The sequence below is a fragment of the Kribbella albertanoniae genome (assembly GCF_004348455.1).
Lineage (GTDB): Bacteria > Actinomycetota > Actinomycetes > Propionibacteriales > Kribbellaceae > Kribbella > Kribbella albertanoniae.
In genome coordinates, this window is sequence record NZ_SMKA01000252.1 from 1 (window position 1) to 14,089 (window position 14,089).

The following is a 14,089-nucleotide window of genomic DNA, read 5'->3' on the forward strand; positions in this document are numbered from 1 at the left end:
CCGCTGGGGAGGTTGGGGGTGGGGACGAAGGCGTTGGAGAGGAAGGTCAGGGGGAAGAGCCAGATCAGGCCGGCGGAGGCGGCGACCTCGGGGCCGCCGACGGAGAGGCCGATCAGGGCGCCGACCCAGAGCATGGCGAAGGCGAACAGGAGCAGGATCGCGAACGCGGCGAAGGCGTTGCCGAGGCCGTTGTGCCAGCGCCAGCCGACGATGAAGCCGCAGATCACCATCACGACCATCACGAAGGTGTTGAAGACGAGGTCACCGACGACGCGGCCGGCGATCACCCCGGACCTTGCCATCGGCAACGAACGGAACCGGTCGATCAGGCCCTTCGACATGTCGTCGGCCAGGCCGACGCTGGCGGAGGCGACCGCGAAGGCCATCGTCTGCGCGAAGATCCCCGACATCAGGAACTCCCGGTACGCCCGGGCGCCGGGGAAGCCCGGGATCGGGATCGCGTTCCCGAAGACGTAGGCGAACAGCAGCACGAACATGATCGGCTGGATGGTCGCGTAGATCAGCATGTCCGGTGTCCGCGGGATGCGCTTGAGACTGCGCCAAGCCAGTACGCCGGCATCGGACAGCGCGCGGCTGAGCGGGTTCACGTGCTCCGGGTTCACAGTCTCGGGGCCGGTCGTCGTACTCATGCCTGTTCCTTCTGCTCGGCCTCGTGCCCGGTCAGGGTGAGGAAGACGTCGTCCAGCGTCGGCCGCCGCAGGCCGATGTCGGCGATCCGGATCCCGGCGGAGTCGAGGGTGCGGATGACCTCGACCAGCGCACTCGATCCACCCGGCGCCGGCACCGTCATCCGCCGGCTGTGCTGGTCGAGGGTGGTCGCCTCGGGGTCGGTGATGTCGAGCGCTGCGGTCAGCAGCTCGAGCGCCCGGTAGGTGTCGCCGGCGTCGTGGACGACGACCTCGATCCGCTCACCACCGACCTTCGCCTTGAGCTCGTCGGCAGTACCGCGGGCGATCACCGAACCGTGGTCGACCACGACGATGCTGTCGGCCAGCTCGTCGGCCTCCTCCAAGTACTGCGTGGTCAGCAGGATCGTGACGCCTTCGCTGACGCGGTCCCGGATGATCTTCCACAGATCGAGCCGCGAGCGTGGATCCAGCCCGGTCGTCGGCTCGTCCAGGAACAGCACCTTCGGGTGGGCGATCAGCGAACCGGCCAGGTCGAGGCGCCGCCGCATGCCACCCGAGTACGTCTTCAGGGTCCGGTCAGCGGCGTCGGTCAGGTCGAAGATCTCGAGCAGCTCCTCCGCCCGTTGTTTCGCCTGCTGGCTGCTGAGCCGGTAGAGCCTGCCGAACATCCACAGGTTCTCCCGGCCGGTGAGCAGCTCGTCGACCGCCGCATACTGCCCCGACAGCCCCACCAGCGAGCGAACCGTGTCCGCCTCCTTGACCACGTCGTGGCCGAGCACCCGGGCCGAGCCCGCGTCCGGCTGCATGAGCGTGGTGAGCAGGCGCACCGCGGTGGTCTTGCCGGCGCCGTTCGGCCCGAGCAGGCCGAGGACAGTCCCCTCGGGCACCTCGAGATCGATCCCGTCGAGCGCCTTCACGACGTTCTTCCGGGACCGGAAGGTCTTGACGAGACCGGTGGCCTCGATGGCTGGCATCTGCACGTCCCCCTTCTGGATGTGTGACGCAGGCCACCCATCCTGGCGGAGACCGCCGACAAATTTCGAGGTATTAACCCCAGAGCAGACTAGTCGGCGCTGATCTGGGCACTTCCGACCAGTACCTCGACGTCCAGGCCTGCGCGGCCGCGGCCGATCTCGACGTCCTTGGACTGGCCGGAGACGGCGCCGGTCCAGGTCACCCGGCCCAGCTGGGCTTCGGTGTGGACGTGGACGTCGGAGCCGCGGCGCAGGTTGACCGTGGCCATTCCGGACTCGACTCGCACCCGGGACCGCCCCTTGGTGAGCTGTGCGTCCAGAGTGACCGAACCAGCCTGCACCAGTACGTCGATAGGCCCGTCGACGTCGGTGACCTTCGCCGTACCGGCCGTGACGCGCACTCGGGTCAGACCGGGCACCCGCTCGGCGTTGACGCTGCCGCCGGTCACCTCGACCTCGACCTGCAGGTTCGGGTTGACGCGGATCTGCAACTCCTTGGCCAGCCCGTTCACGTGCGCCTTCAGGTCGGTCGGGTTGCGCAGCATGCTGAACCCGTCGATCGAGACACCCATGTCACCCTCGCTGTTGATCGCGAGCGTGTCGCCGTCCTTCTTGATCACGTGCGGCCCGTCGACCGCGACACCGTTCACCGCCGGCTCGCCGATCAGCCGCACCCGCCGCCCGATCGCCCGGATCGTCACCCGCTGCACCCCGGACGGGATCGGCACCGTGCTGTGCTCGATCTCCTCCTCAACCGGCGCCTCGTCCACCACGCTGTCCTCGACCACCGGAGAGTCCGTCGCCTCGGCCCACGCCGAGGGAGACGGAGTCGCATCAGCAACGGGGGCCTCGCCGGCCCGGAGTGCGGAGATCAGGGTCGTGGCCTCGTCCGGTGACAGGTGCCCCTTGGCCACCCGATCCAGGATGTCCTTCACACGCCCGTCGTACTCACTCTGGTTGCTCATGCCTCAAGTGCAGCACCCCAGGGGTCCGAAACCAATCCGGGATCGCCCCCAACTACGGCCGTCCGGACCCTGATCCGGCGCCCGAAGCTCTCACCGGCCCGCACCTAAAAGGGTAATGCTGTGAGCATACATATCACTCCGTGAGCAAAAAACTACGAATAGCTTGTCATTTCGGGTCCGGATTCAATACATTCATTTCAAGCGCCGCACCGACAGGCCATCGGGCGTCGATGAACCACATTTCACCGGTCAATGGCGACCGGGCTCTCCCCTCCCAATCCCCAAGGAGAATTCGTCATGCCTAGTCTCAAGACCCGCCTGATCGCCGTCCCCTTCGCGAGCATCGCACTGGCCATCGGTGCCGCTGCTGCCGGCGCCGGCACCGCTTCGGCGCACGAGAACCCGGCCCCGATCGCCAACACCGGCGCTGCGATCGCGTACGCCACCAACCAGGTGCAGCTGCACGTGGACTCCCCGGCCCTGGGTCTCTACCCGGCGATCGCAAACCCCTTGGGGTACACGACAAGCCACGTGGTTCCGGTCGGCATCAACGTCGTGTCGCTCACCCTCACCGGCCACAAGTCCGTGGACGACGGCACCGGGCACGACCACTGACGAACACCCAGTTGCTGCGCCGGCCGCACTGACCGGCGCAGCACCGGCAGCTCGATCACCCGTGGCCGCGGAGTCCGATCCGCGACCACGGGTGATGCCTATCTGGAGCCTGTTCGACCTCACACCCCCACCGTAACAATGAGAGGTTTCCTGCGCATTTCTGCGCCCCCCGGAATTGTTACAGCACAATGACCGCACCCATATTCTCCGAGTTATGCAATTGCCCCCGCTATTTCTCCGACAGGAGGATCCGGATGTCTTCGCCCATGAGTTCCTGGCTGCGCTCGCTGCGGCGGAGCGGTGCACCGATCCTGGCCGCGCTCGCCATCACCACCACCCTGACCGTCGCGCCCGCCGTCCCCGCGGCCGCACACAGCAAGCTCACTGCCAGTACGCCGACCGATGGCGCCCGTCTGTCCACCACGCCCGGCTCACTCAGCTTCACCTTCGACCAGAAGCTGCAGCCGGTCCCCAGCTGGGATGCCGTCCTCGTCACCGGCCCGGGCGGCGCCCGTCACCCGGCCCGATCGGTGTGGACCGAGGGCGACACCCTGTACGCGACCTGCGACCGCCTTGGCGCGGCCGGCACCTACACGATCAGCTACCGCGTGATCTCCGGTGACGGCCATCCGATCGCGGGCCACATCACAGTCACCCTCGCGCGGCCCGACACCGGCTCACCGGCCGCTGCCATGTCGTTGCCCAGCGGCAGCGTCCCCGCCTGGATCTGGATCCTCGAGTTCGCCACCGCGCTCGTGCTGGTGCTGGCGTTCCGTCGCTGGCGGTCCGAGCAAGGCAGATCGATGGTCCAGGGCCGCCTCGAAACCACTCGGGACTAGCAATGGACATCGCCATCCCGGTCGTCAAGGCACGACGGCCGGCCGTAGTCGCTGCGATCGCCACCGTCGGCGTCACCGCTCTGGTGTGCGCGATCATCGCGACCAGGCCCCCGCCCGAGCCGGCCATGACCACGGCCGGCCCGGGCATCCTCTACATGACCCCGCTGGCCCGCTTCGTCACGAACGGATCGGCCATCCTCGCGACCGGCGCCGTACTGCTGCTGCTCCTGCTCGGCAGCCAAGGACGAGCCCAGTACGGCGCGATCGTCACGCGCACCCGGGCTGTCGGAATCGCGGCCGGCATCGCGTGGATCACCGCGACCACGACCACGTGGTGGCTGCAGGCTGCAGCGATCTCACAGTCGGGCCCCCAGATGCCGTTCACCGGCATGGCGTCGTACCCACTCCACGTCAGCTCAGGCGCGGCGCTTGTCCTAACCGTGCTCGCTGCGACCGGTTACGCGATCGCCGCCATCAAGCACAAGCTCGTGCTCGGTCTCAGCAGCGCTCTGGTCGGACTGGTCGCCGTACCGGTCACAGGGCATGCGTCGCAGAGTGAGGCGGCCTGGCTGACGACACCGGCCATCACTGCCCACATGTGCGCGGTCAGCCTGTGGGTCGGTGGCCTCGCACTGATCACACTGCTGGTGTCAGGCAACCGGTCCGCACTCGCACTGGTTCTGCCACGCTTCTCGACCGTGGCAGGCGCTGCGATCGCCACAGTCGCAGTGACCGGCGTACTGCTCGCAGGACCGCGGCTGACCAAGGAGCTGGCACCGCACCCGTCCGTACTCATCCACGCTCTCTTCGAGACACCGGCAGGCTGGCTGGTACTCGGCAAGCTGGTAGGTCTGATGATCCTGGCCGCAACAGGTGGTGCGATCAGGCAAGTCCTCCTCCCAGCAGTACGACGCCAGGAGACCGTCGCGCTCGCCACACTGGCGACCGTCGAGCTCACGGTGATGGCGGCGACCATCGCACTGGCCACCGTCCTGGCAAGGCCACTGTAGAACGCAGTTGCGGGCCCTGGGGAGTAGCCCAGGACCCGCAACGTTCCATATGTGACTCAGGCGGCCGGAGTCATCTGCTCTTCCGCCAGTTCTTTCTGTACGGCGGTCAGTTCGGCCGCCTCCTGCTCTTCGAGGGCCCGACGACTGCGCAGGCCGCGCAGACCGGTCAGGGCGATGACCAGGCCCAGTACGGCGACCCCGGTGACGACCGCAAGACCCGGCTTGTACGCCGAGAGCATGTCGGCCGGCACAGTCACGCCGACTGACTGGCTGCTGATCACCGCAGTGACGCTGGCCAGGACAACCGCGCCACCGACCTGGGTGGACGTGTTGAACAGACCGGACGCGAGCCCCTGCTCGTCATCGGCCACGCCGGAAACCGCCTGGATGTTCAGGGCGGGGAACCCGATCGCGAAGCCGATACCGATCAGCATGATGCTCGGGAAGATCGTCGAGAAGTACGCCGACTCCGGGCCGATCCGCAGGCTGAGCCCGTAGCCGACGACGAACAGCGCCATCGCGCCGATGATCATCTTGTCGGTACCGATCCGGTCGGCGATCTTGCCGGCGTTCGGGGACAGACTGATGACCAGCAGGCCGGCCGGCAGGAACGCGAGCGCGGTCTCGAGTGACGACCAGCCGAGCAGGTTCTGCAGGTACAAGGTGCCGATGAATTGGAAGGCGACGTACGCACCGAAGACGGTGAGACCGGCCAGGTTCGCCCGGCGCAACGAGCCGCTGCGCAGGATGCCGAGCCGGACCAGCGGGTGCTTGGAGCGCTGCTCGATCACGACGAAGGCAGTCAGCAGGACGGCCGCGAGCACGAACATCCCGATGGTCTGGAACGAGACCCAACCAGCGTGCTCGGCGCCGACGACGGCGTAGACCAGGGACAGCATGCCGCCGGTGACGGTGACCGCGCCGGGGATGTCGTACCCGCCGGAGACCTCTTCCCGCGGGCTGTTCGGGATCAGCTTGATGGCGAACAGCAGCACGATCAGGGCGACCGGGCCAGGCATCAGGAAGGTCCAGCGCCAACCGATCTCGGTCAGCGCACCACCGAGGATCAGACCCATCGAGAAGCCGCTGGCGGCGCAGGTGGTGAAGATCGAGAGGGCGCGGTTGCGATCCGGCCCCTCGTGGAAGGTGGTGGTGATGATGGAGAGCGCGGCCGGCGCAGTGAAGGCGGCGGCAACTCCCTTCACGAACCGCGCGGCGATGAGCAGTTCGGGATTCGTGGCCAGCGAGCTGAGCATCGAGACCACGGCGAAGACGCCGAGCGCGATCAGGAAGACCTTGCGCCGGCCGAGCAGGTCGGCGGTCCGGCCGCCGAGGAGCAGCAGGCCGCCGTACCCGAGCACGTAGCCGGTCACGACCCACTGGAGCGAGGAGAGGGAGACGCCCAGATCGGCGCCGATGGACGGCAGGGACATGCCGACCATGGAGACGTCCAGGCCGTCGAGGAAGATCACGCCGCAGACGACCAGCAGCGCGCCCCAGAGGCGGGCGTCCCAGGTCATCCGAGCAGGCGGTGTGGTGTGCGTTGTCTGTGTCACGAGGAGAGACTATTCCATGCATATGCATCTAATGTCTAGGCATTAAATGCATTTGCATAGGATGCGCATGCATGCTATGGTCGGCGACATGACCGCCACGAAGGTCAGCGCTGAGACTGGTGAGATCAGCGCCGATGTCCGCGCCTGGCGCGAGCTGCTGGCTCGCCACGCCGATATCACCTGCGCCCTCGACCGCGCGCTGCAAGCCGGTCACTCCCTCGGCATGAGTGAGTACGAGGTGCTCGAGCGACTCGCCGAGCTGCCCACCCACTCCGCGAAGATCGCCGTCGTGGCGAAGTCCGTCCACCTGAGCCAGAGCGCGCTCTCGCGCGTGATCGCCCGGCTGGAGAGCGACGGCCTGGTCACCCGCGACGTCTGCACCCAGGACCGCCGCGCGGTCATCGTCTGCCTCACCGACGAAGGCCTCCGGCGCCAGCACGAGGCCCGCCCCACCCAGCGCGAGGTCCTCGCCGAGCGCCTCCACGCGCCGCTCCTCAAGGGTTGCGAACCCGCGGACTGACACCATCGGCGAGTGACCGACGAAGCTCGCGAAATCATCGCCGACCTGCACCACATCGTCTCCCCTGACGGTATCCAGGAGAACCTCCGGCTCCGCGCGGGCGGAATCGACCACTGGGTCTACACGCGCGGCCAGGACCGGTCGAACCCGGTGATCTTCTTCGTCCACGGCGGTCCGGCCACGCCGCTCGCGCCGGTCGCCTGGCAGTTCCAGCGGCCGATCGAGGAATACTTCACCGTCGTCACCTACGACCAGCGCGGCGCGGGCAAGACGTTGCGCGAGGTCGATCCGGAGACGATCGCGGACACGTTGACGATCGCGCAGTACGTCGAGGATGCGATCGAGCTCGCCGAGCAGGTCCGCGACCGGTACGGCGTCGACAAGCTGATCCTGATCGGCCACAGCTGGGGCACGTTGATCGGCATCCAAGCGGCCGCCAGCCGGCCCGACCTCTTCCACGCGTACGTCGGAATCGGCCAGGTCATCGACGCCCGGGCCAACGAGACGCACTGTTACCAGTACGCCGTCGCCCAGGCCGAGCTGCATGATCACACCGAGGCGCTCGAGCAGCTCGCCTCGATCGCGCCGTACCCGGGTGATCAGCCACTGACCCGGGAGCGGATCATCATCGCCCGCCAGTGGGCGCAGTACCGGGGCGGCCTGAGCGCCTACCGGCAGGAGAGCGACTACTACTTCGGGGCGCCGATCCTGTCACCGGAGTGGGCGCCGGAGGACGTCCCGACCATCGAGGACGGCAATCTCTTCACGCTCGGCCGGGTGATCGACGAGATGCTCGCGACCGACCTGACGACGATCACCGAGTTCCCGGTTCCGCTGGTGATGTTCTTCGGCCGGCACGACTACACGACACCGACCAAGCCCGTCGAGGGCTGGCTGGCCACGGTCGAAGCGCCGTACAAGCAGGCTGTTTGGTTCGAGAACTCCGCCCACCTGGCGCCTTGGGAGGAGCCCGGCAAGATCCTGGTCAGCCTGCTCACGTACGTTCGCCCGCTCGTCACTCCCTGACTGCGCCCTCCAACATGCCTTGGATGAAGTGGCGTTGGAGGAAGGCGTAGACGAGGACTACTGGCGTGCCGACGATCACGGCGCCGGCGGCTAGCAGGGTGAAGCCTGAGGTGTACTGGCCGGAGAAGAAGGCCAGGCCGAGGGGTGCTGTGCGGAGGGACTCGCTGGTGACCATCACGAGCGGGATCAGGAACTCGTTCCAGGTCCACATGAAGACCAGCACGATCAGCGTCACCAGCGCGGGGCGCGCCGGTGGGACGAGGATCAGCCAGAGCGTCCGCCAGTGGCCCGCGCCGTCGAGGCGGGCGGCCTCGACCAGCGAGCGCGACGACGAGCGGAAGTAGGCCCGCATCCAGAAGGTGCCGAAGGCAACGGATTGCGCGATCTGCGGTAGCACGACCGCCCAGAACGTGTCGGTCAGGCCGAGGGTGCGGAGATCGAAGTACAGCGGTACGACGATCGCCTCGGTCGGCATCATGATCCCGATCAGGAACAGGTAGAACAGCGCCGAAGCGCCTCGGAACCGCATCGTGCCGAAGGCATAGCCGGACAGGATCGAGAACAGCACACTGACCACCACGACGGTCACCGACACCGCGACGCTCATCCGCAAATAGGTGCCGAAGTGGCCGATCTCCCAGGCCTTGCCGAAGTTCCCGAAACCGCTCGTGCCACCGCCGGCGTCATCAGGACCGAGCGCGGCGGCGAGGATCGTGACGATCGGCCCGAGCGCGAACAACCCGAAGACGATCAGCAGCGTGTAGTTGCCGATCCGCTCCCCCAGCGACGCTCTCATGCAGTGCCCCGATCAGCGATCCGGTTGACCCCCAGCGTGATCAGGAAGATCAGCGCCGTCAGGCACACCCCGATCGCCGCCGCAGAACCAACCTGCCCCAGCTCGAACGCCCGGTGGTACACCTCGTACGACGGCACGCTGGTCGACGTACCGGGTCCTCCGCTCGTGGTCACGTACACCAGGTCGAAGGTCCGCAGCGCCGCGATCACCGTCAAGGTCACCGCAACCGCGATCTCACCCCGTACCGCAGGCAGCACGACGGCGAAGAACTCGGCCACGGGACCGGCCCCGTCTAGCCGCGCGGCCTCATACCGTTCGGCCGGGATGCGTGCCATACCGGCCAGCAGCAACACCGTCACCAGCCCGGTCTCGAACCACGTCCCGATCACACCGACCGCCGGCAAGGCGAACGTGTAGTCACCCAACCAGCCGCGGGAGCCACCCAGTACGGCGTTCAGCGGGCCGTCCGGCGCGTAGATGTGGCGCCAGGCAACGGCCACCACGACCATCGCCACGACCTGCGGCAGGAACACGATCGTCCGGAAGAACCCGAGCCCGCGAACCCTTGCCCGCTGCAACACCGTCGCCAGCGCGAGCCCGATCAGCACCGGAAGCACCGCATAGAAGACGATCAGTACCAACGCATGCCCGAAGGCCGCGCGCAGTCCGGCATCCCGGACCACGTCCAAGTAGTTGCTCAGGCCAACGAACTTGCCGAGCGTGATCCCGTCCCACTCGAACAACGACAGGTGGACCGCGCGGATCAACGGGTAGAGCAGGAACGCGCCGTACACGAGCAGCGCCGGCAGGATGTACAGGTACCCGATCCGGCGCGGCTCTCCTGGCGGTGAACTCACTTCCCGGCGAACTTCGTGTAGTCGGCTTCGAGCTTGTCCAGGAACTGTTGCGGGGTGGCCTTCTTCGCGAGCAGATCCTGCAGGGCGGCCCCGAGGGTGTCGTACATGGTCGGCGTCGCGTAGTCGAGGTACGGAACGAGCTTGCTCTCGCCGACCGCCGTACCGAAGCTCTTGAAGATGTCACCGGCGAGCCCGGCCGGTGCCTGCTGGGCGGCGGTGTCGGCGATCGGCAGGTTGCCCGTGGAGGTCAGCACCTTCATCGCTTCCGGGCTGGTGATGTAGTTGATGTACGCCGCGGCCGCGTCCGGATTCTTGGCCTTGTTCGTGATAGCGAACGGCAGGCCGGTGCCTCCGGTCACAGCAGGTGCGCCCGGCGGCAGCATGAAACCGACCTTGTCGCCGAGTGCCTTCTGCAGGTCCGCCTGCAGCCAGGTGCCGGCGATCAGGAACGTGCCCTTGCCCTTGCCGAAGTCCTGCCAGGCGGGGTCGTACCCCTGCCCGTTGAAACCGGTGTTGAAGTAGCCGGTGTTCACCCAGGACACCAATGTCTCGGCGGCCTTCAGGTTCTCCGGCGTCTTCCACGACGCGCCGGGCCGGCCGAACGCCAGTTTGGTGATCTGATCGGCCGGGACGAACTGGTCCTGGATGGTGCCGAAGACATGGATCGCCGGCCACTTGTCCAGGTTGCCGAGCTGCAGCGGTACGTCGCCGCCCGCCCTCGCCTTCGTCATCGCGTTCTCGAAGTCCGTCCAGTCCGTCGGCGGAACCGGGACTTTCGTCTTGTTGTAGTAGAGCCCGACCACCTCACCGACCTGCGGCAGGCCGTACAGGTTCCCCTCGCCGAACGTCTTGCCGTCCGCGGAGTACCGCGAGTACTGCAGCACAGAAGCCGGGTAGCGGTCGCCCCACTTGTAAGCCTCGGCCCATTTGTCCAGCGGCACCAGCTGCCCGGCCTTGACGAACTCGCCCATGTCCGACCGGCCGTTGTTCGCCTGTACGACGTCGGGCGCGTCGTTGCCGGACAGCGCCAGCCGCAGCGTGGTCTTCAGGTCGTCGAACGACCGCGACACCCTCTTGATCTTGATATTCGGGTACTTCGCCTCGAAACCCTTGATCTGCGCGGCCATCTGGGCCGCCTGCCCGCCCCGGACCTCCTGGTCCCAGACCGTCAGCTCAACCTGGCCGAGGGCGGCCGCATCCGTCTGCACCGTGCTCGGCGCGCTCGCGCCACCACTCGGGCTGTCCGATCCCGGCGCACAGGCGGCCGCGGTGAGTGCCAGCGCAACGGCCGCGATGATCGTCTTCTTCACGTTCGGGCTCCTCAGTTCAGCATGTACGTGTAGCCGTTGCCGGTCAGTCCGGCCAATACCCGCTCGCGGTGTTCCTCACCCCGGAGCTCGAGTTGCAGCGCGACCTCGACCTCGTCCAGGCTCAGCGACTCCGAGATCCGCTCGTGCACGACCTCGATGATGTTGGCGTTCAGCTGGGCGAGCTGGGTCAGCAATGTGGCCAAGCCACCGGGGGTGTCCGGGATCCGCACCCGGAGCGACAGGTACCGACCGGCTGCCGCCATACCGTTGCGGATCACTCGCATCAGTAGCAGCGGGTCGATGTTGCCGCCGGACAGCACCACCACGACCGGCGGTTTGAAGGCCTTCGGATCATCCAGTACGGCGGCCACTGCCGCGGCCCCGGCCGGCTCGACCACGAGCTTGGCCCGCTCCAATACGAGCAGCAGCGCCTTGGACAGCGAACTCTCGGTGACAGTACGGATGTCGCCGACGTACTGCTGCACTGCCTCGAACGGCACCTTGCCCGGCAGCCCGACCGCGATCCCGTCGGCCATCGTGCTCATCCCGGCGAGCTGGACGGGGGCGCCTGCCGCAAGCGAGGCCGGGTACGCCGCCGCGCCGGCCGCCTGGACTCCGACGACCTCGATCGGCATCCCGTCGCGCTGCATCGCGGTCGCGATCCCGGCGACCAGACCACCACCACCGGTCGGTACGACGACAGTCCGCACCTGCGGGCACTGCTCGACGATCTCCAGCCCGGCGGTCGCCTGACCGGCGACGATGTCGAGATGGTCGAACGGATGGATCAGCACCGCGCCGGTCTCCGCCTCGAACTTCAGCGCCTCGCGGAGACAGTCGTCGATCGACGTCCCGGTGAAGCGGATCTCCGCGCCGTACGCGCGGGTCGCCTTCTCCTTCGGGATCGGTGCCCCATGAGGCATGAACACGGTCGCCTTGATCCCGAGCAGTTGCGCGGCGAGCGCGACCCCCTGCGCGTGGTTCCCGGCGCTCGCGGCGACCACCCCGCGGGAACGCTCGGCCTTCTTCAGCCGGGCCATCCGCACGTAGGCGCCCCGGAGTTTGAAGGATCCGGTGCGCTGCAGGTTCTCGCATTTGAGGAAAACGTCCCCACCGACCAGTTCACTGAGCCACCGCGAGTACTCCAACGGCGTCGGCGCGACCACGTCGTGCAGCAGATCCGCGGCCCGCGCGATGTCCTTGGCATCGATCACGGTTTCACCTTACGCACGAAAAGCGCCTGCGCTGCGGAATTCCGCCAACTACTCTGCATCGATGAAGGTCACCGCGCTGGTTCAGCTCGAAGTCGATGTGCCGGGTGAGTTCTGGTTTCCGGATGTCGAACCCGTCCTGCAGGCCTTGCAGGAACAGCACGGCGTGGCGGCCTACGTCCTCAGCTGCCAGCAGGCGGATACCGAGCACACCACCTATGTGGTGACGCCCGCGAACGCACCGACAGGCTGGTACGCCGAAGCGCTGCCGTGGATCGACGAACATCTCACCCGGACGGGTCCCCCGGTGCAAGTCCGGAGCTGGGGTCTCTCGAACGTTCTGCGCATTCCGACTGCCGACGGCACCGTCTACTTCAAGGCGCACGCACACTCCAGCACCCTGCCTCCCGCGTCGCTACCACTCCTCTTCGCTCACGAACCGCTCTTGCTCACCTCGCTCGAAGGTGCAGTGCCGCGGCCCCTCGCGATCGACGAGAAGCGCGTCTGGATGCTGCTGCCCGACCTCGGCCCGGTGCTGGCCGACCAGTCCGACATCGCGCTCTGGATCCAGGCCGTGCAGAGCCACGCACGGCTACAACGCTCGTACGTCGGCCGCGCCGACCACCTGCTCGACATCACCTGCGTCGACCGCCGACTCGCCGTACTGGACGCGGCGCTCGACCAGCTGCTCGACGGCTCAGATCCCGCGCTGCCACAGCGTGCGGCCGAGTTGCGGGCGGCAATCACCGAGCTGGCGGCGATCGGCGTACCGGAGACGTTGCTGCACGGTGATCTGCACCCGCGCAATGTGGCGGTTCGCGACGGCCGGGTGCTGGCCTTCGACTGGACGGACGCGGCTGTCTCGCATCCGTTTCTGGATCTGATCACGTTCCTCGAGAAGCGGTCGCCGCTGTCGATGGACCCGCGCGTCGTGGACGCCTATCTGGCCGAGTGGACGGACTACGCGCCGCTGGCAGACCTGCGCCGGGCCCTTGAACTCGCGGGCCAACTCGGCGCGCTGCACCAACTGATGACCTCGTTGCACCTGCATGCCAACCTGACCGGGCCGGACCAGGAGTCCATGCGGCGTGGCGCCGAGTCGTGGCTCCGGTGGGTCGTCAACGGCAGAGCAGATTGAGGTGGTTGCGCATGACCCGGCGTACTGGTGCATCGAGGTGCCGGTCCCACGCCGGGTAGCGTTCATTGCGGAGGAACGCGTAGTACGCCAGCGCCTCGGCGAGCGCGGTCTCGCGCAGGTAGCCGCGAGCGAGCGGTTGCTTGCCGCGACCGTTCGGACGCGGACGTCGCTCGTACGCCGCATTGGCCGTGAAGATGCCGAGCCCGTAGAACACGGTGATCAGGTCGGTCAGCGATTCGTGGTCCGGACGGTGCGCGAACGTGATCCGGCCGGTCCCGAGCAGCAACTCATGCCCGACCTCGTGCGCGTAGATCGCCACCAACGCCACCGGATCCTTGGCCAGACTCGCAGCCAGATGGATCTCGTTCCCCGCCGCTGCACGAATCCAGCGCCCGGTCGGCTCCCGCACCGTCCCGACCCGATGCCGGTGAACCCCGCCCTCGAGCTCGAAACTCAACGCACACTGCCCCGGCGCCAGCCCCATCCGCTCCGCAACCCGAGCACACACGTCCTCAGCCGCCGCCAGCGAACCGTCGTACCCAACCGGTATGACGTCGCCCGGCACCACGATCGGCCGCAACACCACCTCCCGCCCGAACTCCCCCACCAGCCAGTCCATCGA

General features: G+C 67.4%; 15 protein-coding genes. 6 read left to right on the plus strand and 9 right to left on the minus strand.

Annotated features, from left to right (window positions below; translation table 11 throughout):
• The 3 genes from E1261_RS35665 to E1261_RS35675 form a co-directional block, all read right to left on the minus strand.
• On the minus strand, positions 1 to 650 hold a 650-nt coding region (locus E1261_RS35665; protein ID WP_132414144.1), incomplete at its 3' end, for an ABC transporter permease.
• Positions 647 to 1,624: an ATP-binding cassette domain-containing protein gene (locus E1261_RS35670; RefSeq protein WP_132414145.1), complete on the minus strand. Its 978-nt coding sequence runs from the start codon at positions 1,622 to 1,624 to the stop codon at positions 647 to 649. The genes E1261_RS35670 and E1261_RS35665, both read right to left, overlap by 4 nt.
• 89 nt (positions 1,625 to 1,713) lie before the next feature.
• On the minus strand, positions 1,714 to 2,589 hold the full coding sequence (locus E1261_RS35675) for a hypothetical protein (RefSeq protein ID WP_132414146.1): 876 nt from the start codon (positions 2,587 to 2,589) through the stop codon (positions 1,714 to 1,716).
• 297 nt (positions 2,590 to 2,886) lie between these two features.
• Here E1261_RS35675 and E1261_RS35680 point away from each other — a divergent pair, with 297 nt between their 5' ends.
• The 3 genes from E1261_RS35680 (at position 2,887) to E1261_RS35690 (ending at position 5,053) form a co-directional block, all read left to right on the plus strand.
• Positions 2,887 to 3,204, plus strand: a complete 318-nt coding sequence (locus E1261_RS35680) for a hypothetical protein (RefSeq protein WP_132414147.1) — start codon at positions 2,887 to 2,889, stop codon at positions 3,202 to 3,204.
• Positions 3,205 to 3,458: 254 nt separating this feature from the next.
• Positions 3,459 to 4,043, plus strand: a complete 585-nt coding sequence (locus tag E1261_RS35685) for a copper resistance CopC family protein (RefSeq protein ID WP_165952755.1) — start codon at positions 3,459 to 3,461, stop codon at positions 4,041 to 4,043.
• A 2-nt stretch (positions 4,044 to 4,045) separates the two neighbouring features.
• On the plus strand, positions 4,046 to 5,053 hold the full coding sequence (locus E1261_RS35690; protein ID WP_132414149.1) for a copper resistance D family protein: 1,008 nt from the start codon (positions 4,046 to 4,048) through the stop codon (positions 5,051 to 5,053).
• 56 nt (positions 5,054 to 5,109) lie between these two features.
• Here the strand turns inward: E1261_RS35690 and E1261_RS35695 are convergent, their stop codons facing one another.
• Entirely contained in the window at positions 5,110 to 6,609 is a 1,500-nt protein-coding gene (locus E1261_RS35695; RefSeq protein ID WP_202875320.1) for an MFS transporter, read from the minus strand.
• A gap of 88 nt (positions 6,610 to 6,697) precedes the next feature.
• Between E1261_RS35695 and E1261_RS35700 the strand changes: the two genes are divergently transcribed.
• On the plus strand, positions 6,698 to 7,129 hold the full coding sequence (locus tag E1261_RS35700; RefSeq protein WP_132414150.1) for a MarR family winged helix-turn-helix transcriptional regulator: 432 nt from the start codon (positions 6,698 to 6,700) through the stop codon (positions 7,127 to 7,129).
• Positions 7,130 to 7,141: 12 nt separating this feature from the next.
• Positions 7,142 to 8,155, plus strand: coding sequence for an alpha/beta fold hydrolase (locus E1261_RS35705; protein ID WP_132414151.1), 1,014 nt, complete (start codon positions 7,142 to 7,144; stop codon positions 8,153 to 8,155).
• Here the strand turns inward: E1261_RS35705 and E1261_RS35710 are convergent.
• The 4 genes from E1261_RS35710 to ilvA are packed head-to-tail and all read right to left on the minus strand — an operon-like array spanning position 8,145 to position 12,332.
• A complete protein-coding gene (locus tag E1261_RS35710; protein WP_132414152.1) occupies positions 8,145 to 8,951 on the minus strand; it encodes a carbohydrate ABC transporter permease in 807 nt (268 codons plus the stop codon). The genes E1261_RS35705 and E1261_RS35710 overlap by 11 nt on opposite strands.
• Positions 8,948 to 9,808: a carbohydrate ABC transporter permease gene (locus E1261_RS35715; RefSeq protein ID WP_132414153.1), complete on the minus strand. Its 861-nt coding sequence runs from the start codon at positions 9,806 to 9,808 to the stop codon at positions 8,948 to 8,950. The genes E1261_RS35710 and E1261_RS35715 overlap by 4 nt, the downstream gene beginning before the upstream one ends.
• The gene (locus E1261_RS35720) at positions 9,805 to 11,118 is read right to left on the minus strand and encodes an extracellular solute-binding protein (RefSeq protein ID WP_132414154.1); all 1,314 of its coding nucleotides are present in this window, start codon (positions 11,116 to 11,118) and stop codon (positions 9,805 to 9,807) included. The genes E1261_RS35715 and E1261_RS35720 overlap by 4 nt, the downstream gene beginning before the upstream one ends.
• 11 nt (positions 11,119 to 11,129) lie before the next feature.
• A complete protein-coding gene (ilvA, locus tag E1261_RS35725; protein ID WP_132414155.1) occupies positions 11,130 to 12,332 on the minus strand; it encodes a threonine ammonia-lyase in 1,203 nt (400 codons plus the stop codon).
• Between the two features lie 61 nt (positions 12,333 to 12,393).
• On the opposite strand from ilvA, the gene E1261_RS35730 reads away from it, so the two are divergent.
• Entirely contained in the window at positions 12,394 to 13,467 is a 1,074-nt protein-coding gene (locus tag E1261_RS35730; protein WP_165952756.1) for a phosphotransferase family protein, read from the plus strand.
• Here the strand turns inward: E1261_RS35730 and E1261_RS35735 are convergent.
• On the minus strand, positions 13,448 to 14,089 hold a 642-nt coding region (locus E1261_RS35735; RefSeq protein WP_238176635.1), incomplete at its 5' end, for a hypothetical protein. The genes E1261_RS35730 and E1261_RS35735 overlap by 20 nt on opposite strands.

Coding starts and splice junctions, on each gene's coding strand:
- E1261_RS35685 (WP_165952755.1), top strand. CDS start 3,459: ATGTCTTCGCCCATGAGTTCCTGGCTGCGCTCGCTGCGGCGGAGCGGT.
- E1261_RS35700 (WP_132414150.1), top strand. CDS start 6,698: ATGACCGCCACGAAGGTCAGCGCTGAGACTGGTGAGATCAGCGCCGAT.
- E1261_RS35710 (WP_132414152.1), bottom strand. CDS start 8,951: ATGAGAGCGTCGCTGGGGGAGCGGATCGGCAACTACACGCTGCTGATC.
- E1261_RS35680 (WP_132414147.1), top strand. CDS start 2,887: ATGCCTAGTCTCAAGACCCGCCTGATCGCCGTCCCCTTCGCGAGCATC.
- E1261_RS35730 (WP_165952756.1), top strand. CDS start 12,394: ATGAAGGTCACCGCGCTGGTTCAGCTCGAAGTCGATGTGCCGGGTGAG.
- E1261_RS35690 (WP_132414149.1), top strand. CDS start 4,046: ATGGACATCGCCATCCCGGTCGTCAAGGCACGACGGCCGGCCGTAGTC.
- E1261_RS35670 (WP_132414145.1), bottom strand. CDS start 1,624: ATGCCAGCCATCGAGGCCACCGGTCTCGTCAAGACCTTCCGGTCCCGG.
- E1261_RS35675 (WP_132414146.1), bottom strand. CDS start 2,589: ATGAGCAACCAGAGTGAGTACGACGGGCGTGTGAAGGACATCCTGGAT.